The sequence below is a fragment of the Streptomyces sp. NPDC050528 genome, assembly GCF_044457795.1.
In the GTDB taxonomy this organism is placed as follows: domain Bacteria; phylum Actinomycetota; class Actinomycetes; order Streptomycetales; family Streptomycetaceae; genus Streptomyces.
Map to the genome: position 1 here is coordinate 635,933 of NZ_JBITHH010000004.1, position 26,951 is coordinate 662,883.

The window sequence follows — 26,951 nt, forward strand, 5'->3', positions numbered from 1 at the left end:
CACCGCCCGTACCGCCCTCACCGGCCTTCCGCCGAGGCACAGGACTGGACGGCATTCGGCACCTCCCGGGGCTCGGATCCGCCGACACCGGCCGTCCATTGTGACCGTGCCGCCTCCGCCGGGGGAAGGGGTTCACCTCACCCGGGGACCACCACGGCACGCCCCCGGCAACACACCACGTCACCGGCACCGCAGCGTTCGACCAGATCCAGAGTGACCGCACCACTGACCGCGTCCACAGACCGCACCGTGCCCGTCACCACCAGCCGATCCCCGGCATACGCCGGCGCCCGGTTCCGCCACCCCACCTCCCGCACCTCTCCACCCACACCCGCGAACTCCACGGCGGCACGGTGAAACAGACACCCGTGCAGCTGAGCCATGACGACCGCCCCCGCCAGCCCCTCCGACCGCGCGAACTCGGCGTCGTAGTGGATGCGATGGGCATTGCGGGTGACCGCCCCGAACCGCAGCAGACTGATCGCGTCGGGTGTCAGCTCGACGGGCAACACGGCCTGCCCCACGACGACTTGGCGTTTCTGACGGCCTGTCACCGGACGATGAACCTTTCTGTGACTTCGATCAACGTGCCCCGTTCCGCGCCGTAGACCTTCTCCACCGTGAGGAGAAGGAAGCCTTCGCCAACTCCCTTGCGCTCTACGGCAGTCAGCGCGCGCCGCAGCTCGATCAGGTCACCCGCCCGCACCGCGCCGACCCACCGCACGTCCTGCCCGCCGGCCATCAGCCGCACGTCGAGTCCGTCGGTGCCGGGGACCTCGTCGCGGTACATGCCGTCCGGCCGGAACTCCGCCGCATCGGCGCCGGGCGCCCCGCGCAGCAGGCTCACCGCATACATGGGGTGGACGGCGAAGTCGGCGCGAGCGGGATCGACGAAGTGCGGTGCGCGTTCTCCGGCCGCCCGCGCGAACTCCGCCGCGTCCTCGGCCCGTACGACCCCCAACGACCGTTGCTCCCACTTCCCCAACGACGCCCGGGCCCGCTCCTCGACCAGCTCCAACGCGGCGCTCCTGATCATGAGTTGCCTCCCCTCCGGTGCCCGGACGGTAAGGACGGTCCGCCCCCGGCCGCCACGGAACCGGCCCGCTCAGCGGACCGTTCCGCTTGGGCGGAGATCGCCGCCGTCCCACCATCGGGACATGGACCTCATGGACATCCAGGCGCCCCCGGAGGGCACCTACGCGGAAGCGGACGGCGTCAAGTACCACTACGTCGAGCTGGGGAAGGGCAGTCCCGCGGTCAGCCCGACGGTCTTCCTGCACGGCGGCGGCCCGGGCTGCACCGGCTGGTCGGACTTCGGGCAGGTGGCACCGCTCTTCGCGACGGACCGTCGCTGCCTGCTCGTCGACATCCTCCAGTACGGCAAGTCCGCCAAGCCCGTCATCGAGGGCCCCATGTGGGACTACCACGCGGCCAAGACCGTGGCCCTGCTCGACGAACTCGGCATCGACCGCGCCGACTTCGTCTGCAACTCCTGGGGCGGCACCATCGCCCTCAACCTCGCCGCCAAGTACCCCGACCGCGTACGGTCGTTGGTCATCACCGGCAGCATGCCCGTCTTCTACGGCCCGCTCGCGCCGCTCCCGGAAGGCGGCCGGCGTGGCCGCAACGCCCGCGACGTGTACTACGGCGGCACCGGCCCCTCGTGGCAGAAGATGCGTGAACTCATCGCCCGCCTGGAGTGGTTCGACCCGGACGCCATCCCCGACGGCACCGTCACCCTGCGCTACGAGCAGAGCCTCGACCCCGAGGAGACCGCGCTCGCCGGCGCCTCCGACAACCCGCGCGGCGACTGGCAGGACCTCACCGCCGAACTCGGGCAGATCGCCGCGCCGACGCTGTTCCTGTGGGGCATGCAGGACGCGTTCCTGACCCCGGACTACCCGCTGATGCTGGCCCGCATGATCCCCAAGGGCAACCTGCACGTGATGAGCGAGGCCTCGCACCACCCGCAGGAGGAACGGCCCTACGACTACCACAGCGTCGTCTCCGGCTTCCTGAACCAGCAGCACAACTGACTCTCCGGGGAGGAGACACGTGAGCGAGTCCGTGCCGCGCGTCGTCGAACTGTCCAGCCCCTTCACCCGGTTCGCCGGCCGACTGCTGGTCGGCCTCGGCTACGAGGTCGTGCTCGTCGAACCTCCGGAAGGCGACGAGACCCGACGCGAACTCGACGGCGACGCGTTCGTCCACTGGCACGCGGGGAAGCGGTCGGTCGTCCCCGCCTCGCCCGAAGAGCTGCGCGCTCTCCTCACCACCGCCGACGTGCTGCTCGACGGGAGCCCGAACGGCGCCGAGGAGATCGTGGCCGGCCTCGACGACCTCGTCCACGTCCGCGTCACCCCCTTCGGCCTGCTCGGCCCCCGCACCGACTGGCAGGGCACCGACCTCGTCGTGGCCGCGCTGGGCGGAATGCTCGCCCAGGTCGGCGCCCCCGACGGCCCGCCGCTACGGCTCCCTGAGCAGCAGGCCGAGCAACTCGCCGGTGTGAACGCGGCGATCGCCGCCCTGCTCGGTCTCCGCGCCCGGCGCACCGGCCCGGGACAACTCGTCGACGTCTCCGCGCAGGCGTGCGTGGCGGCCGCCCTGGAGGCCGGAACCCTCGCTTACCTCCACGAGGACCGGGTTCCGCCACGCCCCGGCAGCGTCCATCCCCTCGTCCCGCACGGCCTGTTCAGGTCCGCCGACGGTTACCTGGGCGGTGGGCTCGGCGGCAGCCCGCGCATGTGGGACGCGCTGCTCGATTGGCTGCGCGAGGAGGGCGCGGCGGCCGACCTGACGGAACCGCGCTGGCAGGACCCGGTCGAACGCAAGAAACACCAGGAGCACGTGTTCAAGGTCGTCCAGGACTTCGTGGGCACCTGGCCGAAGGCCGAGTTCGCGGAGCGCGCCCAGGCCAGGAAACTGCCCTGGGCCGCCGTCGACCTGCCCCACGAACTCCCCGACAACCCCCAGCTCACAGCCCGCGACTTCTTCACCCGGGTACGGACACCGGAGGGCGAGCGAACCGACCTGGGCTTCCCCTTCGCGTTCCCCGAAGGCCACCGGATACGGGAGTTGGACGTCCCCGCGTTGGGCGCGGACCAGGAGATGCTCGCGGAACACCGCCCGAGGCCCACCCCCGCGGTCGTGAACACCCAGGCCCCTGCCCTCCACGGCATCCGCGTCCTCGACCTGACCTGGGTCCTCGCCGGCCCGTACTGCACCAAGGTCCTCGCCGACCACGGCGCCGACGTCATCAAGGTCGAGTCCATGGGCCGCCCCGACCCCACCCGCTTCGCCCCCTTCATGCACCTCTCCCGCGGCCCCCACACGGACCCGAACACCAACGGCTACTTCAACGAGGTCAACCGCAACAAACGCAGCATCGCCCTCGACACCCGCACCGACGAAGGCGTCGCGGTCCTCCGCGAACTCATCGCCCGGTCCGACGTCCTCGTGGAGAACTTCAGCTCCACCGTCATGCGCAAACTCGGCCTGGGCTACGAGGAGTTGCGCCGCATCAACCCGGACCTCGTCTACGTCAGCATGTCGGGCATGGGCCACACCGGCCCGCGCAACGGCTGGGTGTCGTACGCCGACACGGTCTCGGCGAGCGCGGGCCTGACCGGACTGACCGGCTGGGGCCCGGACCACGTGGTCGGGGTGATCTACGGCCACGGCGACATCGTCGCGGGACTGCAGGCGGCTCTCGCCACGGTCGCCGCACTGGAGCACCGCTCCGTCACCGGACGCGGACAGCACATCGACCTCTCTCAACTAGAGGCGATAGCCGCCCACATGGGCACCAGCCTCCTCGGCGGACCGGCGGTCACACCAAGCGGCAACACCCACCCGAGCTGGAGCCCGCAGGGCGTCTACCGCTGCCTCGGCACCGACCGCTGGCTGGCCGTCAGCGTGCGCGACGACACCGAGTGGGCCGCGCTGTGCGAAGTGATCGGCCGCCCCGAACTCGCCATCGACGTAAGGACCTTGACGGCCGAGGCGCGCAGGGAGTCGGCGCACCTGGTCGACGCCGCGCTGGGGGAGTGGACCCGCACCCTGCCCGCCGACATGGCCGCCGAGGCGCTCCAGGCCCACGGCGTCCCGGCCGGAGCCGTGCAGGACGGGCGTGAACTCGTCGAGCACGACCCGCAGTTGAGGGCCCGCGGCTTCTACGTACGCAAGGAACACCCGATCGCCGGCGCCTTCCTCCACGAGGGCGTCCCCATCCGCCTGACCCGTACGCCCGGCGGGATCCGCGAGGCCGCGCCCGTGCTCGGCGCCGACACCGACGCCGTACTGAGCGAGGTGGCGGGGTTCTCGACGGAGCGCATCCAGCGGCTCCGGGAGGCCGGAGTCCTGCGGTGAACGACACCATCGCCGGCCTCCTCGACGCGGCGGCCGGGGAGTTCGGCGAACGGTCCTTCCTGCGGGTCGGGGGCGTGACGCGGACGTACGCGGAGACCCGTACGGCCGCCGCCACGATGGCCGGAGCGCTCGCCGAGCGCGGCTGTCGTGCGGGTGACCGTGTCGCCGTCATGGCCGACAACCGGATCGAGGTCGTCGACCTCATCCTCGGCTGTGCCTGGCTGGGCGCGGTGCTGATCCCGCTCAACACCGGTCTGCGGGGCGGTGGGCTTCGGGAGGTACTGCGGGCGGCGGGGCCTCAATTCCTGTTGGTTGAGGAGGAGTTGGCGGAGCGGGGCGTAGCGGCCGGGTTTCAGGGGGAGTTGTGGGTCGTCGGCAGGGACGACGTACCGACGCCTGGCGCCGCTCCCGCCCTGCCGGCGGCCCAAGTGCGCCCGGACGACACCGCGTTCGTGTTGTTTACGTCCGGCACCACGGGGGTGGCGCGCGGTGTGCGCTGTCCCCATGCGCAGACCGTCTGGTGGGGGCGCAATGTCTCGGACTCGCTGCGGCTCACCTCCGACGACGTGCTGTACACCTGTCTTCCGCTGTTCCACACCAACGCGCTGAACACCCTCGCGCACGCCATGGCCGTGGGGGCGAGCTGTGTGATCGGTGAGCGGTTCTCCGCCACGCGGTACTGGGAGCGGGTGGCGGAGGCCGGGGCGACCGTCGTCTATCTGCTGGGCGCGATGGTGCCCATGCTGCTGGCCCAGCCGCCGAGCGCCGGTGACCGTGCGCATCGGGCCTGGCGCGGGCTTTCCCCTGCCACTCCCGGCTCGGCGTGGGAGCCGTTTCGGGAGCGGTTCGGGGTGACGCTCGTCGACGGGTTCGGGTCGACGGAGACGAACCTCGTCATCGGGTCGACGCCCGAGGAGCAGCGGCCCGGTTACGTCGGTACCGTGCGCGACGGGTTCTGTGCGCGGGTGGTCGACGAGCGGCTCGATCCCGTCGCGGACGGGGTCGCCGGTGAGCTGGTGGTCCGTAGCGCGCACGAATTCGCCTTCTGCACCGGGTACTTGGGGGAGCCCGAGCCCGGACCCACCGCGTGGCGGCGCACCGGTGACCGGGTGGTGCGGGAGGCCGACGGGTGGTTCCGGTTCGTCGACCGGATCAAGGACGTGATCCGGCGGCGCGGGGAGAACATCTCCTCGCAGGAGGTGGAGGCCGCTGTCCGCTCGCATCCGGCGGTCGCCGATGCGGCCGCTTTTCCGGTGCCCTCGGAGCTGGCCGAGGACGAGGTCATGGTCGCGGTCGTCTCCCGGCCGGGTCAGGTGCTGGACCCGCTGGACCTCGTACGGCACTGCGGGGACGAGCTGCCTGCCTTCGCGGTGCCGCGCTACATCGACACCGTGCGTGAGCTCCCGCTCACCGAGACCGGCAAGGTTCGCAAGGGCGTACTGCGCGAACGTGGGGTCACCCCCACCACCTGGGACCGCTCCACATCACCCACCCCGGCACGACATCAAACTTGAACCGTTTGTTTTCTTGAATCACTCGTGTTTATGGCTGTAGGTTGAGCTCCATGACCGCATCCCAGCCACCGACCACCGCCGAGGAGCTGCGCGGTGCCGGCCTGCGGGTGACGGCAGCCCGCGTCGCGCTGCTGGAGACCGTTCGGCACGGCGACCACCTCGATGTCGAGGCGGTCGCGTCCGGGGTCCGTGAGCGCGTAGGACACATATCGCTCCAGGCCGTGTACGACGCTCTCCACGCGCTGACCTCGGCCGGACTCATACGCCGTATCGAACCGGCAGGCAGTCCCGCCCGCTTCGAAGGACGCGTCGGCGACAACCACCACCACCTCATGTGCAGGTCGTGCGGTGTCGTCGCCGATGTCGACTGCGCGGTCGGCGAGGCACCCTGCCTGACCGCCGCCGACGACCAAGGCTTCTCGATCGACGAGGCCGAGGTCATCTACTGGGGTCTGTGCCCCGCCTGTACCGCGGTCCCCAGTTCCTGAGCCACGTGTTCCACCCCGTTTTGGAAGGATTCCCATGTCTGAGAACCACGACGCAATCGTCACGGACGCGAAGTCGGAGGACGCCGGGGGCTGCCCCGTCGCGCACGGGCGCGCCGCGCACCCCACCCAGGGTGGCGGTAACCGTCAGTGGTGGCCGGAGCGCCTCAACCTGAAGATCCTCGCCAAGGACCCGGTCGTCGCGAACCCGCTCGGCGGGGACTTCGACTACGCCGCGGCGTTCGGTGCCCTCGACCTGGCCGCCGTCAAACAGGACATCGCCGAGGTACTGACCACCTCGCAGGACTGGTGGCCGGCGGACTTCGGCAACTACGGCCCGCTGATGGTCCGTATGGCCTGGCACAGCGCCGGCACCTACCGCATCAGCGACGGCCGCGGCGGTGGCGGCCGCGGTCAGCAGCGCTTCGCGCCGCTGAACAGCTGGCCGGACAACGGCAACCTGGACAAGGCCCGCCGTCTGCTGTGGCCGGTCAAGAAGAAGTACGGCCAGTCCATCTCCTGGGCCGACCTCCTGATCCTCACGGGCAACGTGGCGCTGGAGACGATGGGCTTCGAGACCTTCGGCTTCGCCGGCGGCCGCGCCGACGTCTGGGAGGCCGACGAGGACGTCTACTGGGGTCCCGAGACCACCTGGCTCGACGACCAGCGCTACACCGGCGACCGCGAGCTGGAGAACCCGCTCGGCGCCGTCCAGATGGGCCTCATCTACGTCAACCCCGAGGGCCCCAACGGCAACCCGGACCCGCTGGCCTCGGCCCGCGACATCCGTGAGACCTTCCGCCGGATGGCGATGAACGACGAGGAGACCGTCGCCCTCATCGCCGGTGGCCACACCTTCGGCAAGACCCACGGCGCCGGCCCGGCCGAGTCGGTCGGCGACGACCCCGAGGCCGCCCCGCTGGAGGCGCAGGGCCTCGGCTGGAAGTCCACCTACGGCACCGGCAAGGGCGGCGACGCGATCACCTCCGGCCTTGAGGTCACCTGGACCACCAAGCCCACCCAGTGGAGCAACGACTTCTTCGACATCCTCTTCGGCTACGAGTGGGAGCTGACCCAGAGCCCCGCCGGCGCCAACCAGTGGGTGGCCAAGGACGCCGAGGCGATCATCCCCGACGCCCACAGCGACGCCAAGAAGCTGCCCACGATGCTCACCACCGACCTCGCGCTCCGCTTCGACCCGATCTACGGCGAGATCTCGAAGCGCTTCCACGAGAACCCGGCGCAGTTCGCCGACGCCTTCTCCCGCGCGTGGTTCAAGCTGACCCACCGTGACCTGGGCCCGAAGTCCCTGTACCTCGGCCCGGAGGTCCCCGCGGAGACCCTGCTGTGGCAGGACCCGCTGCCGCAGGCCGAGGGCGAGGCCATCGACGCCGCCGACGTCACGGCCCTCAAGGCGAAGATCCTCGCCTCGGAGCTGACCGTCTCGCAGCTCGTGTCCACCGCGTGGGCGTCCGCCTCCACCTTCCGGGGCAGCGACAAGCGCGGCGGTGCCAACGGCGCCCGTATCCGCCTTGAGCCGCAGCGCGGCTGGGAGGCCAACGACCCCGACCAGCTCGCGTCTGTGCTGCGGGTCCTCGAAGGCATCCAGGCGGAGTTCAACTCCGGCGCCAAGAAGGTCTCCCTGGCCGACCTGATCGTCCTCGGTGGCGTAGCCGCGGTCGAGAAGGCCGCCAAGGACGGCGGCGTCGACGTGGAGGTCCCCTTCACGCCGGGCCGTGTCGACGCGACCGAGGAGCACACGGACGTCGAGTCGTTCGCCGCGCTGGAGCCGACCGTCGACGGTTTCCGCAACTACCTCGGCAAGGGCAACCGCCTTCCCGCCGAGTACCTGCTGCTCGACCGCGCCAACCTGCTCACGCTGAGCGCCCCCGAGCTGACCGTCCTCGTCGGCGGCCTGCGCGTCCTGGGCGCCAACCAGGGCCAGTCCACGCACGGTGTCCTCACGGACAAGGTCGGCACGCTGACCAACGACTTCTTCGTGAACCTGCTCGACCTGGGCACCACGTGGTCGTCGACCTCCGCGGACCAGCAGACCTTCGAGGCCCGTGACGCCTCCGGCGCGGTCAAGTGGACCGGCACCCGTGCTGACCTGGTCTTCGGCTCGAACTCCGAGCTGCGCGCGCTCGCCGAGGTCTACGCGAGCGACGACGCGAAGGAGAAGTTCGTGAAGGACTTCGTCGACGCGTGGGTCAAGGTCTCCAACCTGGACCGCTTCGACCTGATCTGAGCACTCCGCACCACCTGACGTCCGGGTCGGCCCTCGCGGGTCGGCCCGGACGTTTCTCATCTCCTGAACTCGCGGCACAGGCGTGCACGTTCGTCACATAAGCTCCTCCGCATGAACGAGGGGGAGCCCGACAGACGGGTCGTCGACGGCCGCTTCGAGCTGGAATCACGGCTCGGCGGCGGTGGCATGGGCACGGTGTGGCGCGCCCAGGACTTGCTGCTGCACCGCTATGTCGCGGTCAAGGAGGTCCGGCCGCCGGACATCGACCTCGCCGAGTACGACCCCGACGCGGCCGAGATGCTGCGCCAGCGGGTCCTGCGCGAGGCGCGTGCCCTGGCCCGGGTCGAGCACCCGAACGTGGTGACGATCCATCACATCGTCGACGAAGGTGTGGGCACCTACCCCTGGCTCGTCATGGAACTCGTCCAAGGCGGCTCGCTCGCCGACCGGTTGGCCCGTGGACCCATGGCCCCCGCCGAGGCCGCCCACCTCGGCATCGGCGTGCTCGACGCCCTCAACGCGGCGCACCAGGCGGGCGTCCAGCACCGCGACGTGAAGCCCGCCAACGTCCTGCTGCGCACCGACGGCCGCCCCGTCCTCACCGACTTCGGCATCGCCGCCATCCGCGACGCCACCGCCCTCACCGCCACCGGCTCGATCATCGGCACCCCCGACTACATGGCCCCGGAACGGGTCTCGGGCCAGAGCGGCGGTCCCGCCGCCGACCTGTGGTCGCTGGCGATGATGCTGTACGTCGCCGTCGAGGGCTACCACCCGCTCCAGCGCGGTACGACCCTGGCCACCCTGGCCGCCGTACTCCAGGAGGATGTGCCGCCACCGGTACGGGCCGGATCGCTGACGCCGGTGCTGTCCTGTGTGCTGGTCCGCGATCCCGAGACGCGGCCGGACGCCGGGACCGTCGGCCGGATGCTGGCCGCCGCCGCTGTACAACCCGAGGACCGCCGCCCCGAGACCACCTCGTACCGGCTCGCACCGCCGATGCCTCCGTCGCTGCCGCCCACCGACGGCATGCAGACGGCGAATCGGCGGCGGCGCCCGGCGAAGCGGAACCGGGGCATCGCCATCGCCTCCAGCGTCGTAGGCGTCCTGCTCATCGGCACGCTCGCCTGGAAGGTGCTGCCGGGCGGGAACGACAAGAACGACACGAGTACGTCCCCGGGGGCCACCGGTCAGACGCAGCAGCAGAGCACGCCCACCGTCTCGGCGACGCAGAGCAGCGCCGCCGTGAAGACCCAGGACATGCTCACCCCGGCCGGCATCCGGACCGCGATCAAGGCGTTCAAGGAGAAGACGGGCAGCGACCGCTTCGCCGACTTCTCCGTCTATCCGGGGTATGTCATCGCGGACGTGATGGTGAAGGGCAGCCAGACCAAGTACCAGAGCTACACCTACCGTTCCGGCACCGGGTTCGACCCGGACGGCAGCAAGGGGCTGCTGTCGGACGGTGAGGAGTCCGTGGACCTGGACACCTTCAACTGGGACGCCGTACCCGCGCTGTTGAAGACCGCGAAGAAGGAGCTGAAGGTCGACAAGCCGGCGAGCCAGTACCTGCTGCTCCGGCAACCGAACACCATCGAGGGCTCGTCGGCGGGCATGGCGATCTATCTGAGCGACGACTACGGCGCCGGTGGCTTTGTGGACGCCAACACCAAGGGCACCGTGACCAGGGTGGTGCGGTGACGGGTAGGTTCGGCCCGTGCCCACCTTGTTGATCGTGCATCACACCCCCTCGCCCAACTGTCAGGCGATGTTCGAGGCTGTCGTCTCGGGCGCTACGACACCGGAGATCGAGGACGTGCGCGTCGTACGGCGTGCCGCCCTGTCCGCGACCGTGTCGGACGTGCTGGCCGCCGACGGTTTTCTGCTGGGCACGCCCGCGAACCTCGGTTACATGTCCGGGGCGCTCAAGCATTTCTTCGACCAGATCTACTACCCGTGCCTGGACGAGACCCGGGGCCGGCCCTTCGGCTACTACGTGCACGGCGGGAACGACGTGACGGGAGCCGTGCGCGGCATCGACTCGATCACGACCGGGCTGGGCTGGCGGCGGGCCGCGGACCCGGTGACGCTGACCGGCGAGCCGGACAGGGGCGGCGTCGAGGCGTGCTGGGAACTCGGGGCGACGGTCGCCGCCGGACTGACGGGCTGAGCGGGGGGCGGCCCGGGCCAGGGGGCGCCACCCGTTTGGACCCCGAAGAGTGTCGTGACCCCCCGAAGCACCCTCAGCGTGGAGGGACATGCCCCTCTGAGTGACAGGAGTTCTTCATGAGGAAGCGTCTGACGGCCGCGGTGGGTCTGGCGGGTGCGGCGTTGCTGCTGTGCGCCGGTACGGCGAGCGCGGACCCGGAGCCTGTCGGTACCGCCAGCGACAGCCCGGGCGTGCTCTCCGGAAACGTCGTTCAGGTCCCGATCGACCTGGACCTCAACCTGTGCGGCAACTCCATCGACGTCATCGGTCTGCTGAACCCCGCGCTGGGCAACCACTGCGAGACCTCGGACTGACGAGCCGTGCCGTGAACGAGCCGTGGGCCCCGCGTCCGCGGCTCGTTCCGTGTGTCAGGAGACTTGTCGGGAGACGGGTCGGGGGTCGGGTCAGGGGACTTCGGGCAGCCGGTGCAGCGGAGTGCCGTGGGCCCAGCGCCGCAGGCGTGAGCCGTCGATGAGCTGGACGCCGCCCTGCCTGCGCGCCCACTGCACGTCCCGTCGGCTGAAGGTGCCCCGGTGGACGACGAGGCGGAGGTGCGGTCCGGAGCCGACCGAGCGGGCGGAGCGCGTCGGTGTGTCCTCGTCGGGCAGCGGTTCGGCGACCGGGCGGAAGGCCACCTCCAGACGTCGGCCGAGGCGGTCGCGGGCACGGACACGGGGCTGGCCCTGCGCGTCGGGCCGGGCGAGCGCCCGCCAGCCGTCCCGGCGCAGCATCCGGGACACGGCCAGGGCGAGCCCCTCAACATCCAGATCGGCGATCTCCTCGGGCGTGTAGTAGCCCAGGCGGCGACGGGCCAGCGGCTTGTTGTGCCGGACCGCGGCCGCCGTGATCACGGCGAGCAGGGCAAGGCCGGCGGCGAGGGCACCGGTACCGAGAGCGCGGTACGCCTCGGCGAGACCGGCCACGATCCCGCACACGACGAGGACCACCCCGACGAGCGCGGGCAGCACCTCGCGCAGTCCGGGGCCGTAGCGGCCCTGGGCGCGCAGCACGCGGATCGCCTCGCGCCTTCGTGAGCGCCAGGACCCGCGCTTCTCGTGCCTCCGCAGCCTCTGCGGCAACAGAGCCAACTCCCCCCACCCCCAAGCGCGTTGACGCCTGCGGTAGGGATACCCGCCCGATGTGGTCCGCGTGCGCGGGGACGGGAACCGGCCACCAAACCGGCCGAACTGTTTCGGCGGGCGACGTGACACTTCGGGCAGTGAACTCGTCCCTCCTGACCCCTGGCCCCAAGTACCTACCGCCCGGTATACAAGGCCAGTTGAACGAGAGACGACCGCATCGGGTGTGTCCCGTCGCACCGTCTCGTACCTGGGGAGGAACCTCATGAAGCGTGAGACGCATCCGGCCGCGACGGCGCATCACCGGGGCAGGACCGTGGCGGTCGCCGCAGCGGTCAGTGGCTGTGCCCTCGTCGTCGCGTCCGCGGCACCGGCGGCGGCCCACAACTCGGGCCACGGGCACGGCAGTTCCACTCAGTACGTGGCGCTCGGCGACTCCTACACCTCGGGCCCGTACATACCGACCCAGGTGGACGCCAACTGCGCCCGCTCCGACCACAATTACCCCTCGCTGGTGGCGGCGGACCGCAGAGGGACCGTGCTCAAGGACGTCAGCTGCAGCGGCGCGACGACCGCCGAGATGTGGAAGGCGCAGGGCACGAACGGGCCCCAACTCGACGCCGTGCAGCGGAACACGGACCTGGTGACCTTGCAGATCGGCGGCAACGACATCGGGTTCAGCACCATCATCGGCACCTGTGCCAAGCTCAGCGCCACCGACCTGACCGGCAACCCGTGCCAGCGCTACTACACCTCCTCCGGCGTCGACCAGTTGGCGCTGGCCGTCCTCAACACCGCGCCGAAGGTCACCAAGGTCCTCCGTGCGGTGCACAAGCAGGCACCCCACGCGCGCGTGGTCGTCGTCGGCTACCCGGACCTGCTGCCCGACGACGGCAGCGGCTGCTACCCCTCGGTGCCGTTCGCCGCCAAGGACTTCCCCTACCTCCGGGACACCGGCAAGCGCCTCAACCTGATGCTCCGTGTGGTGGCCGCGCTCAACGGCGCGGAGTACGTGGACACTTACGGCCCGACCGTCGGCCACGACATGTGCAAGGCACCGGCCGACCGCTGGATAGAGCCGCTCCAGCCCGCCTCCCCGGCGGCTCCGGCGCACCCCAACGCGAAGGGCGAGGCGGCCATGGCGGGCGCGGTGCTGAAGCAGCTGGACCGGCACCACCGGTACTGACGGACAGCGGCGGCCGGGGTTTTCCACAGGCGGAGGGGGTGTACTCGCTAAACGCGCCCCTGACGAGGAAAGATGGGGCCGTACGCGAAGTCGGTCGATACGGAGGAGCGGGCCACCATGGCACACGAGCGAGCGGGCGAACAGGCCCGCGCGGAAGATCTCGTCGACGTAGCCCGTCTGGTGACCGCGTACTACGCGCTGCACCCGGACCCCGCCGAGCCGGGGCAGCGCGTCGCGTTCGGCACCTCCGGGCACCGGGGCTCGTCCCTGGCGACCGCGTTCAACGAGGACCACATCGCGGCGACCAGCCAGGCCATCTGTGAGTACCGCGCGGACCAGGGCACCGACGGGCCGCTCTTCCTGGGGGCCGACACGCACGCGCTGTCGGAGCCCGCGAAGGTCACCGCGCTGGAGGTGTTCGCCGCCAACGAGGTCACGGTCCTCATCGACAGCGCGGACGGCTACACGCCCACCCCGGCGGTGTCCCACGCGATCCTCGCCCACAACCGCGGCCGCACCTCGGGCCTCGCGGACGGCGTGGTGGTCACCCCGTCCCACAACCCGCCCGCCGACGGCGGCTTCAAGTACAACCCGCCGAACGGCGGCCCGGCCGGTTCCGAGGCCACCTCCTGGATCCAGGACCGCGCCAACGACATCATCGCGGGCGGCCTGAAGGACGTCCGCCGCATCCCGTACACCCGCGCGCTCGCCGCCCCCGGCACGGGCCGCTACGACTTCCTCGGCACGTATGTCGCCGACCTGCCCAGCGTCCTCGACCTGGACGCGATCCGTACGGCGGGTGTGCGGATCGGCGCCGACCCGCTGGGCGGGGCGTCCGTCGCCTACTGGGGCCGGATCGCCGAGGAGCACCGGCTCGACCTGACCGTGGTCAACCCGCTCACGGACCCGACCTGGCGGTTCATGACGTTGGACTGGGACGGCAAGATCCGTATGGACTGCTCCTCGCCGTACGCGATGGCCTCGCTGATCGCGCAGCGGGACCGGTTCGACATCGCCACCGGCAACGACGCCGACTCCGACCGGCACGGGATCGTCACCCCGGACGCGGGGCTGATGAACCCGAACCACTACCTGGCCGCCGCGATCGCCTACCTCTACGCCCACCGCGAGCAGTGGCCCGCCGACGCGGGCGTGGGCAAGACGCTGGTTTCCTCGTCGATGATCGACCGGGTCGCCGCCGACCTCGGGCGCCGGCTCGTCGAGGTGCCCGTCGGCTTCAAGTGGTTCGTGGACGGACTGGTCGACGGCTCGCTCGGCTTCGGCGGCGAGGAGTCGGCCGGTGCCTCCTTCCTGCGCCGGGACGGCTCCGTGTGGACCACCGACAAGGACGGCATCATCCTGGCGCTGCTCGCCAGCGAGATCACCGCGGTCACCGGGAAGACGCCGTCCCAGCACTACAAGGCGCTCACGGACCGCTTCGGCTCGCCTGCCTACGCCCGGATCGACGCCCCGGCGTCGCGCGAGGAGAAGGCGCTCCTCTCCCAGCTCTCGCCCGCGCAGGTCACCGCCGACACCCTGGCCGGCGAGCCCGTCACCGGCGTCCTCACCGAGGCACCCGGCAACGGCGCGGCCCTCGGCGGCATCAAGGTGACCACCGCCAACGCCTGGTTCGCGGCGCGGCCCTCCGGCACCGAGGATGTCTACAAGATCTACGCCGAGTCCTTCCACGGCCCCGACCACCTCGGCCAGGTCCAGGAGGAGGCGAAGGCCGTGGTCGGAGCGGCGCTGGGCGGCTGACCCGGGCTGTCGGCCCCGGCGCCTCCTGTTGCCGGAATGAATGGCGGGACAGCAGGTGTTGGGCCGACACATGAGTCACGACGCAAGGTGGATGTGAGCCCCGTATGTCCTTCGAAACGACCGACTACATGGGGCAGACCTCGTGCGGGGAGGACTCGCACTCCCCGCTGCGCGACTTCCTGCGGACCGAGACCGGCAGCGCCGCCGTGCTGGTGGCGGCGGCGCTCGTCGCGCTCCTGTGGGCCAACGTCACACCATCGGCGTACGAGACGTTCTGGGAGACCCACCTCTCCGTGCGGCTCGGTTCGCACGGGGTCTCGCTCGATCTGCGCGAGTGGGTCAACAGCGGGCTGATGACGCTGTTCTTCCTCGTCGTCGGGCTGGAGGCGCGCCGCGAGTTCGACATGGGCGAGCTGCGCGAACGGCGGCGGCTGGCCCTGCCGATGGTCGCGGGCGCCAGCGGGATGCTCGTGCCGATCGCCATCTACCTGGCGATCAACAGCGGGCACGGGACGGCGAACGGCTGGGGCGCGGTGATGTCCACCGACACGGCGTTCGCGCTGGGCATGCTCGCCGTTGTCGGCCGTCACATGCCGCCCGGGCTGCGGGTCTTCCTCCTCACGATCACCGTCGTCGACGACTTCCTCGCGCTCGTGGTGATCGCCGTCTTCTACAGCGACCACATCGCCGTACCGGCCCTCGCGGTCGCCGTGGCCGCGTTCGCCGTCATCGTGGTGCTCCGGCGGTTCCGGGTGCGCCGGGGCCCGCTGTACGCGCTGCTCGGGCTGGTCGCCTGGGTCGCGCTGCTGAAGTCGGGCGTGGACCCCGTCGTCATCGGGCTCGCCATGGGGCTGATCACGTACGCCTATCCGGCGGGCCGCGACGACCTGGAGCGCGCGACCGGTCTGTTCCGGCTGTTCCGCGAGCAGCCCACACCCGAGCTGGAACGCGACGTACGCGCCGGGATCGCGGCGTCGATCTCCCCGAACGACCGTCTCCAGCGCATCTACCACCCGTGGGCCAGCTACGCCGTCGTCCCGCTGTTCGCGCTGGCCAATGCCGGGCTGCATCTCAGCGGGGAGCAACTGGCCAGGGCCTTCACCTCGCCCGTCGCGCTGGGCATCCTCATCGGGTACGTCGTCGGCAAGCCGCTCGGCATCGTCTCCTCGACCGCGCTGACCAGCGTCCTGTCCCGGGGCCGGATCCGTCCGCCGGTCGGCTGGGGCGCGGTGACCGCGGGCGGCACGCTGGCCGGCGTCGGCTTCACGGTCTCCCTGCTGATCGCGACCCTTGCCTTCGACGGGACCACCCTGGAGGACGCGAAGACGGGCATCCTCAGTGCCGTCATCGGCTCGTTCCTGGTCGGCCGGCTGGTCACGGGGGTGATCGGTCTGCTGCCGCCGCAGATCCGGCCCCGGGTGTTGTTCGGCAGGGCGGAGACCATCGTCGACCTGTCGGTCCCGGTCGACCCCGACCGCGATCACCTGCGCGGCCCGAGGCACGCCCCGGTGACCGTGGTGGAGTACGGCGACTACGAATGCCCGTACTGCGGGCAGGCCGAGCCGGTCGTGCGTGAGCTGCTTGGCTCCTTCGGGGACGAGGTGCGGTACGTGTGGCGGCACCTTCCGCTCGTCGACGTCCACGAGCACGCCCAGCTCGCCGCCGAGGCCGCGGAGGCCGCCGCATTGCAGGGCGCTTACTGGGAGATGCACGACCTGCTCATGAGCCACCAGGGCGCCCTGCGCTTCAAGGACCTGCGGGCCTACGCCGAACAGATCGGCCTGGACACCGCCCGCTTCGCCCGCGACATGCGGGCCCACGAGGGGGCGGGCCATGTCGCCGAGGACGTGGAGTCGGCCGACCTGAGCGGGGTCGCGGGCACGCCGACCTTCTTCGTGAACGGCCGTAGACACCATGGCGCGTACGACATCGAGAGTCTCTCGCAGGCGGTGCGGGCGGCTCGGGAGCGGGCGGCGGTGGTGGCGGCGTAGGCCGTCCCGGGCCGTAGGGACACCGCTCCGGTCGGCGGACAGAGCAGGGAATGGACCGAGGGGTACCGGTGTTGAGACGCATGTAGCTGACATGCTCGGGACAATCTCCCGGGATGTGGGCGGAAGGAGGTCCTCATGGCACGCACCACGAACCGTCGCGTCGTCACCCTGAAGTCGACGGCCGGAACCGGCGTCACCTACGTGACGCGCAAGAGCCGTCGCAACGACCCCGACCGGCTGGTCCTGCGCAAGTACGACCCGGTGGCGGGGGAGCACGTCGACTTCCGCGAGGAGCGTTGAGCCCGAGCGGAGCTGCTGTCCCTCGAACGAAGCAGAGCGGCCGTCCGGAAGTGGACGGCCTGAGGAAGGAAGCACCATGAGGTCTGGCATCCACCCCGTGTCCCGTCCGGTCGTCTTCCGCGACCGTGCGGCGGACACCGCGTTTCTCACCACCTCGACCGCGCAGTCGGCGCGCACGATCGAGTGGGCGGACGGGAACACCTACCCGCTGATCGACGTCGAGATCTCGTCGGCCAGCCACCCGTTCTACACCGGCAACACGCGCGTCGTGGACACCGCGGGCCGTGTGGAGCGCTTCGAGCGACGCTACGGGAGGCAGTCATGAAGGTCCGCAATTCCCTCCGCGCACTGAAGGCCAAGCCTGGCGCGCAGGTGGTGCGCCGTCGTGGCGTGACGTTCGTGATCAACAAGAAGGACCCGCGCTTCAAGGCCCGCCAGGGCTGACGCGGCGCGCACGACCGACGGACCGAACGGCCCGGCCCCGCTTCTCGCGGTGGCCGGGCCGTTGTCGTACGTCCTGTTTGTGCGTGTTTCCGAGGGAAGAAAATCCGTTCTTTATGCTTATAGCGGTATCAACCCCCTTGGAGTGGTCAATGTCCCGCAAGCACCCCATGGACGACGGTGACGAACTGCTGGCCAGACTCGGGACGCTGACCGCCCAGGCACGCGAGCGGGCGGAGCTCCAGCGCTCCCTGCTGGAACTGGCCGTCGCCCTGCAGCGCGGCATGCTGCCCGGGGACATGCCCATCACCCCCCGCTTCCACCTCGCGGTCAGGTACGCGCCCGCCAACCACGGCCTCAACGTGGGCGGCGACTGGTACGACGCGTTCACGATGCCCGACGGGCGCATAGGGCTGTCCATCGGCGACGTCCAGGGGCACAACATCGAGGCGGCCGCGTTCATGGGCCAGGTCAGGGTCGGCCTGCGGGCGCTGGCCTCCGTGACCAGCGAGCCCGGCGAACTCCTCTGCCTCACGAACGACCTGCTGCTCTCCCTCGGCACCGAACTCTTCGCGACCTGTACCTTCATGCGCCTGGACCCGATCACCGGGGTGCTGGAGAGCGCGCGGGCCGGACACATACCCTCCGTCTGGGCCACCGCCGACGGCCGCTCCGGCATCACCGACGACGAGGGCGGACCGCCCCTCGGCATCGTCGCCGGGCAGCGGTACCCGGTCACCGAGCACCGGCTCACCACCGGCGGCGTCTTCGTCCTGGTGACCGACGGCGTGGTGGAAGGTCCCTCGATGAGCGTCGACGAGGGCCTCGACCAGGTGATGCGCCTCGCCGGAGTAGCCGCCGTGGCGGGCATGGAGGCGAGCTCACTCGCGGCCGCCGTGATCAAGGGAGCCGAGCGTGTGGGGCACGAGGACGACGCGGCGGTACTGGTCGTGGGGCACGATGCGCCCGACATCGGGGCGTAGGGCCCGTCCGGCGGGGTGCGGCCCGGCTGTCGCTGACGTCGCTGACGGCGGTGGCATACGCCGAAGCCGCCACCGGAGCGCCTCGACCGTCTTACGGCCGCTCGCGCCGTGCCCCGCTCACAAGCACCGGTCGGATGCCGATTGCCTCCCGCGCGGCTTCACCCCGTGCCGCTCGCCTCGCCGACACGGCCCGGTCAGTGTCTGATGGCTGCTGTGGTGGGTTTCGATGATCTGCGGCGACCGGCCGGGTACGCCCTCCTGACGCTGGCCGTCGCCGGCAGCTACTTCGCCGCGGGGCGGCTCGGCCTGCTGCGGGAGCTCGTCGTCGAGGGCGCCGTGTTCACCCCCATCTGGCCGCCCACCGGCGTCGCGGTGGCCTGCCTGCTGATCTTCGGGCTGCGGGTGCTGCCCGGCATCGCCCTCGGCGTGCTCTTCGTGATCATGTCGATCACCTCGCTCCAGCCGACCGTGCTCGTCGTCCTGGCGGGCAACACCGTGGCGCCCGCCGTCGCCTGCCTCATGCTGCGCCGGGTGGGCTTCCGCACCGACCTCGGCCGGCTGCGTGACGGCCTCGCCCTGGTGTTCCTCGGCGCCCTGAGCGCGATGCTGATCAGCGCGACCTGCGGGGTCGGCATGCTGGTCGTCACCGACAAGCTGGCCGCGCACTCCTTCTGGCCGGTCTGGCTCGGCTGGTGGGTGGGCGACGCGATGGGCGTGCTGATCGTCACCCCGCTCCTGCTCATGCTGCGTACCGTGCGACTGCCCCTGGACCTGCACCGCTGGAAGGAGGCCCTGCTCCTCGCGGCCACCATCGGCGTGATCGTCCCCCTCGTCACCCACAACCACGTCAGCCTGCTGTTCCTGATCTATCCGCTGCTGATCTGGGCGGCGCTGCGGTTCCGGTTCGCCGGCAGCATGCTGTGCGCCCTGTTCGCCTCCGTCATGGCCACCATCGCGGCGACCCAGGAGACGGGCCCCTTCGCCGAGCTGACCCACGTCGAGGTCATGGTGAAACTCCAGGCCTTCAACGGCACGATGGCCCTCACCGCCCTGCTGCTGTCCTCGGTCATCACCGAGCAGCGCAACACCCGGCTCTCGGTGGAGAAGGCCTGCCAGGAACTGGCCGAGGTCCTCGAACACCTCACCGCGGGCGACCCCCGCCAGGGCGGCCGCCCCTGACCCGACGGTCAGGAGAGGCCCGGGTCGCCCCGTCTGCGCAGCACCAGCAGCGCGGTGTCGTCGCGGGGCGTGCCCGCCGTGTGGCGGCGCAGATCGCCGTAGACGGTGGCCGGCACGTCCGTCGGAGGGATGTCGCCCCAGGCCGCCGCCCGCTCCTCCAGGGGATAGAACACGCCGGCCGGATCGCGCGCCTCGGTGACCCCGTCCGTGCAGAGCAGCAGCGTGCCGTCCGACGGGAACGCGAACCATTCGACGGTACGAGGCTCAGGGGCCAGCGCGTCGAGGCCCAGCGGAACGCAGGGCTCCTGCCGCAGCACCGGCTCGGCTCGCTCCCCGTGCAGCAGTAGCGGCGCCACATGACCGCAGTTGATCGCCTGGACCTCCTCCTCGCCGTCGATGCCCAGCACGAGCGCCGTCACGAACCGCTCCCGCTCACCGGTCTGCGCCGCGAAGGAGTTGTGCCGCAGCACCGCCTCCTCCAGGGCGTCGACCACGGCGGTGAGCGTGGGCTCGGCCACGGCCGCCTCGCGGAAGGCGCCGAGCACGGCGAACGCGGCGCTGATCGCCTGGAGGCCCTTGCCCTGGACGTCGGCGATGAAGACCCGGCTGCCGTACGGCGAGGAGACGACCTCGTAGACGTCGCCGCCGACCCGGCTGTCCTCCTCCACCGGCTGGTAGAGGCCGTGGACCAGCAGCTGGTCGGTCATCAGGGGGAACGGGCGCAGGATCTGGCGCTGCAGGGCGGCCGCCGCCGAGCGCAGCCGGGCGATCTCGCCCTCCCAGCGGATCCGCTGCGCGGCCCGCGCCACGCTGAGGCCGTTGAACACCAGGGTGAAGGCGATGACGGCCGCGTCGGCGCCCGCCGTGCCCAGGGGAGTGTCGACGAGGGAGCCCGCGATGACGAGCGTCACCCAGACGGACGCCACCGTGGTCTGCCGTACGGTGCCGCGCCCGGCGATCAGCGCGGGCAGCACCACCAGAAAGGGGGCCGGCCGGGTGTCGCGGCCCAGCACGATACCGGTCGCCGCCACCACCAGGGTGACGACGACGAGCCAGAAGACCACCACGCCCCAGCGGAGCGGAGGCGTGGTCCGGTGCGTGGGGTCGGCCACGGTGGAACCGGCCGGATCTCTAGAGGTACGCACCGGCCCTCCCGTCGCCTTCGGTCGTCGGAACCCTCGCTGTCGCTTCCCACTCTTCAATATCAGCCCCACCTGTACCGACCGCGAGCTGCGGCAACAGCTCCGGCCGACCCGGGACTCACAGGACCCGCACAGGGGGGCTAGATTCCGATCCGTATGTTCGGCCGATGGTGGGGGAGTGGGGGAGCGTTGTTCATCTGGCGCACACTGCGGGGTGAATGGCAGGGCATTGTCGTCGATCCGGTACGACAGCTGCTGCGGCGCGGACTGATGGGGGTGTCCCTGGCGTTCGTCGCCGCCTTCGGCGTCATCTTCTTCCACGCGCTCGCGCAGCGGCCGGCCGGCGCCACGATCGTCCGGCAGCTCGGCGGAGTCCAGGGCGACCTGCCCCTGTGGCTCGCCCTGCTGCGCACCCCCATATCGCTGTACGTCCCCGCCCTGGACCTGCCCGTCTGGGCCGGCATCACCCAGCTGTTCCTCGCGTTCGCGCTGGCCGAGCTGGCCCTCGGCCGGGCCCGCACGCTCGCCGTCGCGTACGCGACCACGCTGGCCGGCACCCTCACGGTGCGCGTGATGCTCCTGATCGGGCCCGGCTGCGGCGGCATCGGGCTGCGCCCGGAGATCGGGCACGTCCTCGACACCGGGCCGTCCGCGGCGGTCGTAGGACTGTTCACGTATCTCGCCGTCGTGCGGCGAGCGCCCGTCGTGTTCGTCCTCACGGGTGGATCGATGGTGTGGGAGTCGATCGTGAAACCCAACCTGGCGGGCCGCGAACACCTGGTCGCGGTGGCCACCGCCGTCGTCCTGGGCGTGGTCCACGAGGTGCGCCACAAGCGGCCGACCGTCGCGACGCTGCTGCCGCAGTTCACGCCGGAGCAGCCGGTCAGGGCCGAGACGCGCTGCCCATCTCCGCGCTGAAGCCCGCCGGTTCGCTGTCGAACCCCCGCACCATCGGGCGGAACTCCCAGGCCCCGGAGGCGTCCTTGGTGAACTCGGCGACCGTCGCGGCGGTGGACCCGGCCACGCCCGCGAAGTCGTCCGACAGCAGTTCCTTGTACCCCTCCACGACCAGCGTTCTGGCGTGCGAGAGATCACCGAACGTCCTGGTCCCGCCGTTCTGGTGGATCGCCACCCCGACGACCACCCGGCCGAACGACGCGGCGAGACGGTCGAGTTCGAGGACCATCACCTCCATGTAGCCGTACCCCTGGCCGCTCTCGCTGTGCCGGCTCATGTTGATCGTGCCGTCCGGCGAGCGGCTCTCGGAGTTGACGACGTACACCGGGCGTCCGTGCGGGGCCTCGGCCGAGTAGGTCGCCGCGACGATGTCCAGATGGCGCGGCTGCTGCCCCCAAGGGCTCGGATCCCAGCGGAGCCGTACTTCGACCTTCCCCGCAACTGTGCTGACACTGCTCACTGAATGCCGCTCCCGAATCAGGCCATCACGGGACGATCCCCCGTATGGTCAAGTATCGCTCCCCGACGGCCTGTTGATGCCGCCCGAACGCACCCGACAAACCCGGGATCAGGCGCTCCGGATCGCGTCCACCAGCCCGGCGACGAGGTCCGCCCGCTCGGCCATCGACGCGACGAGCAGATACTCGTGGTCGGCATGGGCCCCGCCCCCGACCGCCCCCAGCCCGTCGAGCGTCGACACCCCCAGCGCCGCCGTGAAGTTCCCGTCGCTCCCGCCCCCGACCGCCCGCCCTTCGAGCCCGGGCAGCAACCGCCGCGCCACCGCGAACAGTTCGGCCGCGGCCGACTCGGGCATCGGCGGCCGCCCGACACTTCCTTCCACGGTGAGCACGGCCTCGTCGAGATGAGGGGCGAGGGCGGCGAACGCGGACTCGATCCGTTCCTTCTCCTCGGCCGATTCGACCCGCACGTCCACGACGACGGTCGCCCGCGCGGGGACGACATTGTCCAGCGTCCCGGCGGACGCGACGGTCGGCGTGACCGTCGTGCCGACCTCGGGCCGCGCCAACGCGGCGATGTCCAGCACCTGATGCGCCGCTTCCACCAGCGCGTTGACCCCGGCCGCGGGCTCCAGCCCCGCGTGCGAGGCCCGCCCTGCGACGGACACCTCGAACGTGCCGCATCCCTTACGGCCGGTCTTCACGCCCCCGCCGTCGGCGGCCCCCTCGACCACGAGCACGGCACCGCAGGCGAGGGCACGTTCCTCGATGAGCGCCCGGGAGGATCGGGAACCGACCTCTTCGTCGGCAGTCACCAGGATCTCGACACCGGAACGGTCCTCCAGCGCCGCCAGCCCATGGATCGCCTGCACCAGACCACCGAGCATGTCGAAGACCCCGGGTCCGGTCGCCCGACCGTCCTCGACCCGGAAGGGGCGGCGCGCGAGGGTGCCGAGCGGGAACACCGTGTCGTGATGCCCGAGGACCAGCACGCGGGGTGTGCCACCACCGGACCAGTGCACGTGCGGCCCGCCCTCGCTCTCGACGAGCACGGCCCGCCCGCCGAGCCGCCCCTCGATGACGGCGGCGACGGTCCCGGCCGACTTCCGCAGGGCGTCCAGGTCACGCGAGGGGGACTCGACCTCGACGAGGGTCCGGAGGTCGTCGAGCATCGCGTCGACGCTCACGGTGTTGGTGTTGTGCGTGGTCACGGAGAAAGGCTACGCGGGGACTCCGGGGCGGTGCACCGACAGCATCTGTACGGCCGCACAGCTGTCGCGAGCTGGTGCTTTCCGGAACAGCGGCCGTGCCGCGGGAACGGCGGTGCCGTCGCAAGGGTGGTTCTCGGTGAGCGCCGCCGAGGGGGGATCGGTCTCGGCGGGGCCGGGTGACGGCGGAGGACGTGACGTGAGAACACGTCGAGCGGCAACCGGCTCTCGGGCGTGTGCCCGGCGGCGCGGAGTTGGACGGGGTGGCGGTCACGAGCAACTACGGGCGAGGCGTGCTGTGCTCGTCCGCCGGCGGCCCCACCGAGGTGACTCCGACCGGCCTCAGTGATCGCCTGTGGCCAGCGGGAACGACGGGCCCTGAGCAGCCGTGATCGCGGTGAGCAGGCCCTCGGCCGCGTCGAAGGCGATCGCCCCGTCGAGCGGATTGGAGTAGATACGCGACCAGGTGATCAGTCCGGCTCGGATGCGGGCGAACATCACCATGTCGAAGGCGAACCGCTTCCCGGTGGCCAGGACGCGGCCGTGGAGACGGTAGTCGGCGACGACGAGTTCGGGATCGGTCGTCTCGTGCACCTGGACGGGGTCCACGGCCGTGAACTTCTGCAGCTTCGCCCCTTCTCGCAGGTGGGCCCGGAAGGCGTCCCGTCCCGGTTCCTGCACAGGTGCCCCGGGCGGCAGGTAGGGCATCTCGAAGACGGCGTCCTCGGTGAACAGGTCGGCCATCGCCTCGCTGGGACCGTCGGCGGTCAGACGGAGGAAATGCTGGACGACTTCACACGGTGCGGCAGCAGTCATGGGAGACTCCTCTCGACATAACCGGGGCGATGGCCCCGGTTGCGTGATGGAATATACGGGGCGCAGGCCCCGGTTATCAATACGCCAAACCCCCGTCCCTGGAGGGCACTTGACGACCGAGCGACAGCGCCCCTTGCGCGCCGACGCGCGCCGCAACCGGGAGCGCATCCTGCAAAGCGCTCGCACGGCCTTCGCCGCCGAGGGCCTCGCGGTCCCGCTGGACGAAATCGCCCGGCGGGCCGGGGTCGGGCCGGGCACGGTCCACCGGCACTTCCCCACCAAGGAGGCGCTGTTCGAGGCCGTCGTCCGCGAGCACCTGGAGCAGCTGACGCTCGACGCCCGCACCGCACTGGCCGACCCGGAGGCCGGGCCGGCATTCTTCGCCTTCCTCGCCCGGATGATCGCCGAGGCCGATGCGAAGCAGGACCTCACCGAGGCCATCACGGCGGCGGGCGGCCCCATGGGCACCGAGGCCGAGAAACAGGCGGCACAGCTGCGCGAGTTGTTCGGCGCCCTCCTGTCCCGCGCCCAGCAGGCCGGGACGGTGCGCGACGACGTGGACGCGGAGGACGTGCAGGCCATCGTCGTGGCCGCGCTGACGGCCGGCCGCCGACGCGGCACGCGTGAGAGGCCTGGGAAACTGGCGGAGATCGTCCTCGACTGCCTGCTCCCGTGCCACACCCGCACCGACGGGAGTACGGCCTGACGCGCCCGCTCGACGCACCGGAGATCACCGCACGTGCTGGAGAGGGCACGAGTCTCGCGGCTCAGGCCCGACGCGCTTACGTCCTGCGCGGCATGCGGCTGAACGCGTGGAACCGGCGCATGTCCGCCAGGAACCGCGACGGCATCACCTGCTACGGCTGCCAACCCAGGGCAACAACCGGGGCCGCGCCGACGTCTGTCCCGGTCACCCCAAGGCCGTGTTCCTACGTGAGGACGCCCTTCTCGAAGCGATCCAAGGGCCTACGCGCGAAATGCCACGAACTGGACGCCGAGCGGCTCACCGCCATCACCACCCTCGCGGAACTGCTGGCCGGCGCTCCTGATCAGCGCCTGATGCCGCCGACCGCACCCCTCCCCGAACGACGAAGGACCGGCCCGACGGCGAACGCGTCGAACCGGCCCAACGGCATTACTGCTACCCGGAGTTGATCAGTCCGTGCCGGACTCCATCGCCGCGCGGTCGAGGAGCGCGTCGTCCTCGGAGACCTCGCCGCGGGAGGCGATGGCCTCGGCGCCGCCCTCGGGCATGCTGCCGATGAGGCCGGTCGCGGCGGCCTGGGCGGCGCCGATCGCGGTGTTGCCGGTGCCGATGAGGCCGAGGCCGGCGTACTGCTCCAGCTTGGCGCGGGAGTCGGCGATGTCGAGGTTGCGCATGGTGAGCTGGCCGATGCGGTCGACGGGACCGAAGGCCGAGTCCTCGGTGCGCTCCATGGACAGCTTGTCCGGGTGGTAGCTGAACGCCGGGCCCGAGGTGTCGAGCAGCGAGTAGTCTTCGCCGCGCCGCAGTCGCAGGGTGACCTCACCGGTGATCGCCGAGCCGACCCAGCGCTGCAGGGACTCCCGGACCATCAGGGCCTGCGGGTCCAGCCAGCGGCCCTCGTACATCAGACGGCCGAGGCGCCGGCCCTCGTTGTGGTACTGGGCGACCGTGTCCTCGTTGTGGATCGCGTTCACGAGCCGCTCGTAGGCCGCGTGGAGCAGAGCCATGCCCGGGGCCTCGTAGATACCGCGGCTCTTCGCCTCGATGATCCGGTTCTCGATCTGGTCGGACATGCCCAGGCCGTGGCGGCCGCCGATCGCGTTGGCCTCCATCACCAGGTCTACGGGGGAGGAGAACTCCTTGCCGTTGATCGTCACCGGGCGGCCCTGGTCGAAGCCGATCGTCACGTCCTCGGTGACGATCTCGACCGACGGGTCCCAGAAGCGGACGCCCATGATCGGCTCGACCGTCTCCACACCCGTGTCCAGGTGCTCAAGCGTCTTCGCCTCGTGGGTGGCGCCCCAGATGTTGGCGTCGGTGGAGTACGCCTTCTCCGTGCTGTCGCGGTAGGGCAGCTCGTGCGCGAGCAGCCACTCCGACATCTCCTTGCGGCCGCCGAGCTCCGTCACGAAGTCCGCGTCCAGCCAGGGCTTGTAGATCCGCAGATGCGGGTTGGCCAGCAGGCCGTAGCGGTAGAACCGCTCGATGTCGTTGCCCTTGAAGGTCGAGCCGTCGCCCCAGATCTGGACGTCGTCCTCCAGCATCGCCCGGACCAGCAGCGTGCCGGTGACGGCACGGCCCAGCGGGGTGGTGTTGAAATAGGCGCGCCCGCCGGAGCGGATGTGGAACGCCCCGCAGGTCAGCGCGGCCAGGCCCTCCTCGACCAGCGCCGCACGGCAGTCGACCAGACGCGCGATCTCGGCGCCGTAGGCCTGCGCGCGGCCGGGCACCGAGGCGATGTCGGGCTCGTCGTACTGGCCGATGTCGGCGGTGTAGGTGCAGGGGACGGCACCCTTGTCGCGCATCCAGGCGACCGCGACGGAGGTGTCGAGTCCGCCCGAGAAGGCGATGCCGACGCGCTCGCCGGTGGGGAGGGAGGTGAGGACCTTAGACATGGGAAGATTATGCACCCTCGCGCATGGT

General features: G+C 71.0%; 27 protein-coding genes. 19 read left to right on the top strand and 8 right to left on the bottom strand.

Features of this window, described 5'->3' with window-relative positions:
* Positions 1-137 precede the first annotated feature (137 nt).
* A complete protein-coding gene (locus ACIBK4_RS17855) occupies positions 138-554 on the bottom strand; it encodes an acyl dehydratase (protein ID WP_398995693.1) in 417 nt (138 codons plus the stop codon).
* Positions 551-1,036, bottom strand: a complete 486-nt coding sequence (locus tag ACIBK4_RS17860; RefSeq protein WP_398995694.1) for a MaoC family dehydratase N-terminal domain-containing protein — start codon at positions 1,034-1,036, stop codon at positions 551-553. Before ACIBK4_RS17860 ends, ACIBK4_RS17855 begins: the two co-directional genes overlap by 4 nt.
* Before the next feature lie 121 nt (positions 1,037-1,157).
* On the opposite strand from ACIBK4_RS17860, the gene ACIBK4_RS17865 reads away from it, so the two are divergent.
* The 8 genes from ACIBK4_RS17865 to ACIBK4_RS17900 all read left to right on the top strand — a co-directional run bounded on the left by ACIBK4_RS17865 (position 1,158) and on the right by ACIBK4_RS17900 (position 11,138).
* Positions 1,158-2,036 (top strand): alpha/beta fold hydrolase, encoded by an 879-nt coding sequence (locus ACIBK4_RS17865; protein WP_398995695.1) that lies wholly within the window; start codon positions 1,158-1,160, stop codon positions 2,034-2,036.
* Positions 2,037-2,055: 19 nt separating this feature from the next.
* Positions 2,056-4,368 (top strand): CoA transferase, encoded by a 2,313-nt coding sequence (locus ACIBK4_RS17870; protein WP_398995696.1) that lies wholly within the window; start codon positions 2,056-2,058, stop codon positions 4,366-4,368.
* On the top strand, positions 4,365-5,882 hold the full coding sequence (locus ACIBK4_RS17875) for an AMP-binding protein (protein WP_398995697.1): 1,518 nt from the start codon (positions 4,365-4,367) through the stop codon (positions 5,880-5,882). Before ACIBK4_RS17870 ends, ACIBK4_RS17875 begins: the two co-directional genes overlap by 4 nt.
* A 50-nt stretch (positions 5,883-5,932) precedes the next feature.
* Complete coding sequence (locus ACIBK4_RS17880; protein WP_366431644.1) at positions 5,933-6,370, top strand: Fur family transcriptional regulator; 438 nt, start codon at positions 5,933-5,935, stop codon at positions 6,368-6,370.
* A 34-nt stretch (positions 6,371-6,404) separates the two neighbouring features.
* Positions 6,405-8,615: a catalase/peroxidase HPI gene (gene katG / locus ACIBK4_RS17885; protein ID WP_398995698.1), complete on the top strand. Its 2,211-nt coding sequence runs from the start codon at positions 6,405-6,407 to the stop codon at positions 8,613-8,615.
* 111 nt (positions 8,616-8,726) lie between these two features.
* Positions 8,727-10,316 carry a serine/threonine-protein kinase gene (locus tag ACIBK4_RS17890; RefSeq protein ID WP_398995699.1) on the top strand — a complete coding sequence of 530 codons (1,590 nt, stop codon included), beginning with the start codon at positions 8,727-8,729 and terminating at the stop codon, positions 10,314-10,316.
* Positions 10,317-10,332: 16 nt separating this feature from the next.
* A complete protein-coding gene (locus ACIBK4_RS17895; protein ID WP_398995700.1) occupies positions 10,333-10,785 on the top strand; it encodes a flavodoxin family protein in 453 nt (150 codons plus the stop codon).
* A gap of 116 nt (positions 10,786-10,901) precedes the next feature.
* On the top strand, positions 10,902-11,138 hold the full coding sequence (locus ACIBK4_RS17900; protein ID WP_398995701.1) for a chaplin: 237 nt from the start codon (positions 10,902-10,904) through the stop codon (positions 11,136-11,138).
* 90 nt (positions 11,139-11,228) lie between these two features.
* On the opposite strand, the gene ACIBK4_RS17905 is transcribed toward ACIBK4_RS17900, so the two are convergent.
* Positions 11,229-11,834 (bottom strand): hypothetical protein, encoded by a 606-nt coding sequence (locus tag ACIBK4_RS17905; protein WP_398995702.1) that lies wholly within the window; start codon positions 11,832-11,834, stop codon positions 11,229-11,231.
* A 334-nt stretch (positions 11,835-12,168) separates the two neighbouring features.
* Here ACIBK4_RS17905 and ACIBK4_RS17910 point away from each other — a divergent pair, with 334 nt between their 5' ends.
* From ACIBK4_RS17910 to ACIBK4_RS17945, 8 genes are all read left to right on the top strand, one after another.
* On the top strand, positions 12,169-13,089 hold the full coding sequence (locus ACIBK4_RS17910) for an SGNH/GDSL hydrolase family protein (protein ID WP_398995703.1): 921 nt from the start codon (positions 12,169-12,171) through the stop codon (positions 13,087-13,089).
* Positions 13,090-13,206: 117 nt separating this feature from the next.
* Entirely contained in the window at positions 13,207-14,847 is a 1,641-nt protein-coding gene (pgm, locus tag ACIBK4_RS17915) for a phosphoglucomutase (alpha-D-glucose-1,6-bisphosphate-dependent) (RefSeq protein ID WP_398995704.1), read from the top strand.
* Positions 14,848-14,951: 104 nt separating this feature from the next.
* On the top strand, positions 14,952-16,838 hold the full coding sequence (gene nhaA, locus ACIBK4_RS17920) for a Na+/H+ antiporter NhaA (RefSeq protein ID WP_398995705.1): 1,887 nt from the start codon (positions 14,952-14,954) through the stop codon (positions 16,836-16,838).
* A gap of 135 nt (positions 16,839-16,973) precedes the next feature.
* Positions 16,974-17,138, top strand: a complete 165-nt coding sequence (gene rpmG, locus ACIBK4_RS17925; protein WP_398995706.1) for a 50S ribosomal protein L33 — start codon at positions 16,974-16,976, stop codon at positions 17,136-17,138.
* Positions 17,139-17,214: 76 nt separating this feature from the next.
* On the top strand, positions 17,215-17,463 hold the full coding sequence (locus ACIBK4_RS17930; RefSeq protein ID WP_317883668.1) for a type B 50S ribosomal protein L31: 249 nt from the start codon (positions 17,215-17,217) through the stop codon (positions 17,461-17,463).
* Positions 17,460-17,582, top strand: a complete 123-nt coding sequence (gene ykgO, locus ACIBK4_RS17935) for a type B 50S ribosomal protein L36 (RefSeq protein WP_200690817.1) — start codon at positions 17,460-17,462, stop codon at positions 17,580-17,582. The genes ACIBK4_RS17930 and ykgO overlap by 4 nt, the downstream gene beginning before the upstream one ends.
* 149 nt (positions 17,583-17,731) lie before the next feature.
* A complete protein-coding gene (locus ACIBK4_RS17940; protein ID WP_398995707.1) occupies positions 17,732-18,562 on the top strand; it encodes a PP2C family protein-serine/threonine phosphatase in 831 nt (276 codons plus the stop codon).
* Positions 18,563-18,766: 204 nt separating this feature from the next.
* Positions 18,767-19,741, top strand: a complete 975-nt coding sequence (locus tag ACIBK4_RS17945; protein ID WP_398995708.1) for an MASE1 domain-containing protein — start codon at positions 18,767-18,769, stop codon at positions 19,739-19,741.
* An 8-nt stretch (positions 19,742-19,749) separates the two neighbouring features.
* Here the strand turns inward: ACIBK4_RS17945 and ACIBK4_RS17950 are convergent, their stop codons facing one another.
* The gene (locus ACIBK4_RS17950; protein WP_398995709.1) at positions 19,750-20,886 is read right to left on the bottom strand and encodes a PP2C family protein-serine/threonine phosphatase; all 1,137 of its coding nucleotides are present in this window, start codon (positions 20,884-20,886) and stop codon (positions 19,750-19,752) included.
* 186 nt (positions 20,887-21,072) lie between these two features.
* Between ACIBK4_RS17950 and ACIBK4_RS17955 the strand changes: the two genes are divergently transcribed.
* Complete coding sequence (locus ACIBK4_RS17955; protein WP_398995710.1) at positions 21,073-21,801, top strand: hypothetical protein; 729 nt, start codon at positions 21,073-21,075, stop codon at positions 21,799-21,801.
* Here ACIBK4_RS17955 and ACIBK4_RS17960 read toward each other — a convergent pair.
* The 3 genes from ACIBK4_RS17960 to ACIBK4_RS17970 form a co-directional block, all read right to left on the bottom strand.
* The gene (locus ACIBK4_RS17960) at positions 21,767-22,300 is read right to left on the bottom strand and encodes a TerD family protein (RefSeq protein ID WP_398995711.1); all 534 of its coding nucleotides are present in this window, start codon (positions 22,298-22,300) and stop codon (positions 21,767-21,769) included. The genes ACIBK4_RS17955 and ACIBK4_RS17960 overlap by 35 nt on opposite strands.
* 108 nt (positions 22,301-22,408) lie before the next feature.
* On the bottom strand, positions 22,409-23,470 hold the full coding sequence (locus tag ACIBK4_RS17965) for a M20 family metallopeptidase (protein WP_398995784.1): 1,062 nt from the start codon (positions 23,468-23,470) through the stop codon (positions 22,409-22,411).
* A gap of 378 nt (positions 23,471-23,848) precedes the next feature.
* Positions 23,849-24,322: a nuclear transport factor 2 family protein gene (locus tag ACIBK4_RS17970; RefSeq protein WP_398995712.1), complete on the bottom strand. Its 474-nt coding sequence runs from the start codon at positions 24,320-24,322 to the stop codon at positions 23,849-23,851.
* 109 nt (positions 24,323-24,431) lie between these two features.
* On the opposite strand from ACIBK4_RS17970, the gene ACIBK4_RS17975 reads away from it, so the two are divergent.
* Both ACIBK4_RS17975 and ACIBK4_RS17980 read left to right on the top strand, forming a co-directional pair.
* Complete coding sequence (locus tag ACIBK4_RS17975; RefSeq protein WP_398995713.1) at positions 24,432-25,028, top strand: TetR/AcrR family transcriptional regulator; 597 nt, start codon at positions 24,432-24,434, stop codon at positions 25,026-25,028.
* Between the two features lie 227 nt (positions 25,029-25,255).
* Entirely contained in the window at positions 25,256-25,477 is a 222-nt protein-coding gene (locus ACIBK4_RS17980) for a hypothetical protein (RefSeq protein ID WP_398995714.1), read from the top strand.
* On the opposite strand, the gene argG is transcribed toward ACIBK4_RS17980, so the two are convergent.
* Positions 25,478-26,923 (bottom strand): argininosuccinate synthase, encoded by a 1,446-nt coding sequence (argG, locus tag ACIBK4_RS17985; RefSeq protein ID WP_033280510.1) that lies wholly within the window; start codon positions 26,921-26,923, stop codon positions 25,478-25,480. It lies immediately after the preceding gene.
* Positions 26,924-26,951 lie beyond the last annotated feature (28 nt).

What these genes read in the sequence shown, in the direction of transcription:
- ACIBK4_RS17860 (WP_398995694.1), bottom strand. Translation starts at nt 1,036, where the DNA reads ATGATCAGGAGCGCCGCGTTGGAGCTGGTCGAGGAGCGGGCCCGGGCG.
- ACIBK4_RS17865 (WP_398995695.1), top strand. Translation starts at nt 1,158, where the DNA reads ATGGACCTCATGGACATCCAGGCGCCCCCGGAGGGCACCTACGCGGAA.
- ACIBK4_RS17880 (WP_366431644.1), top strand. Translation starts at nt 5,933, where the DNA reads ATGACCGCATCCCAGCCACCGACCACCGCCGAGGAGCTGCGCGGTGCC.
- katG (WP_398995698.1), top strand. Translation starts at nt 6,405, where the DNA reads ATGTCTGAGAACCACGACGCAATCGTCACGGACGCGAAGTCGGAGGAC.
- ACIBK4_RS17890 (WP_398995699.1), top strand. Translation starts at nt 8,727, where the DNA reads ATGAACGAGGGGGAGCCCGACAGACGGGTCGTCGACGGCCGCTTCGAG.
- ACIBK4_RS17900 (WP_398995701.1), top strand. Translation starts at nt 10,902, where the DNA reads ATGAGGAAGCGTCTGACGGCCGCGGTGGGTCTGGCGGGTGCGGCGTTG.
- ACIBK4_RS17910 (WP_398995703.1), top strand. Translation starts at nt 12,169, where the DNA reads ATGAAGCGTGAGACGCATCCGGCCGCGACGGCGCATCACCGGGGCAGG.
- pgm (WP_398995704.1), top strand. Translation starts at nt 13,207, where the DNA reads ATGGCACACGAGCGAGCGGGCGAACAGGCCCGCGCGGAAGATCTCGTC.
- nhaA (WP_398995705.1), top strand. Translation starts at nt 14,952, where the DNA reads ATGTCCTTCGAAACGACCGACTACATGGGGCAGACCTCGTGCGGGGAG.
- rpmG (WP_398995706.1), top strand. Translation starts at nt 16,974, where the DNA reads ATGGCACGCACCACGAACCGTCGCGTCGTCACCCTGAAGTCGACGGCC.
- ACIBK4_RS17930 (WP_317883668.1), top strand. Translation starts at nt 17,215, where the DNA reads ATGAGGTCTGGCATCCACCCCGTGTCCCGTCCGGTCGTCTTCCGCGAC.
- ykgO (WP_200690817.1), top strand. Translation starts at nt 17,460, where the DNA reads ATGAAGGTCCGCAATTCCCTCCGCGCACTGAAGGCCAAGCCTGGCGCG.
- ACIBK4_RS17940 (WP_398995707.1), top strand. Translation starts at nt 17,732, where the DNA reads ATGTCCCGCAAGCACCCCATGGACGACGGTGACGAACTGCTGGCCAGA.
- ACIBK4_RS17945 (WP_398995708.1), top strand. Translation starts at nt 18,767, where the DNA reads ATGGCTGCTGTGGTGGGTTTCGATGATCTGCGGCGACCGGCCGGGTAC.
- ACIBK4_RS17965 (WP_398995784.1), bottom strand. Translation starts at nt 23,470, where the DNA reads ATGCTCGACGACCTCCGGACCCTCGTCGAGGTCGAGTCCCCCTCGCGT.
- ACIBK4_RS17970 (WP_398995712.1), bottom strand. Translation starts at nt 24,322, where the DNA reads ATGACTGCTGCCGCACCGTGTGAAGTCGTCCAGCATTTCCTCCGTCTG.
- argG (WP_033280510.1), bottom strand. Translation starts at nt 26,923, where the DNA reads ATGTCTAAGGTCCTCACCTCCCTCCCCACCGGCGAGCGCGTCGGCATC.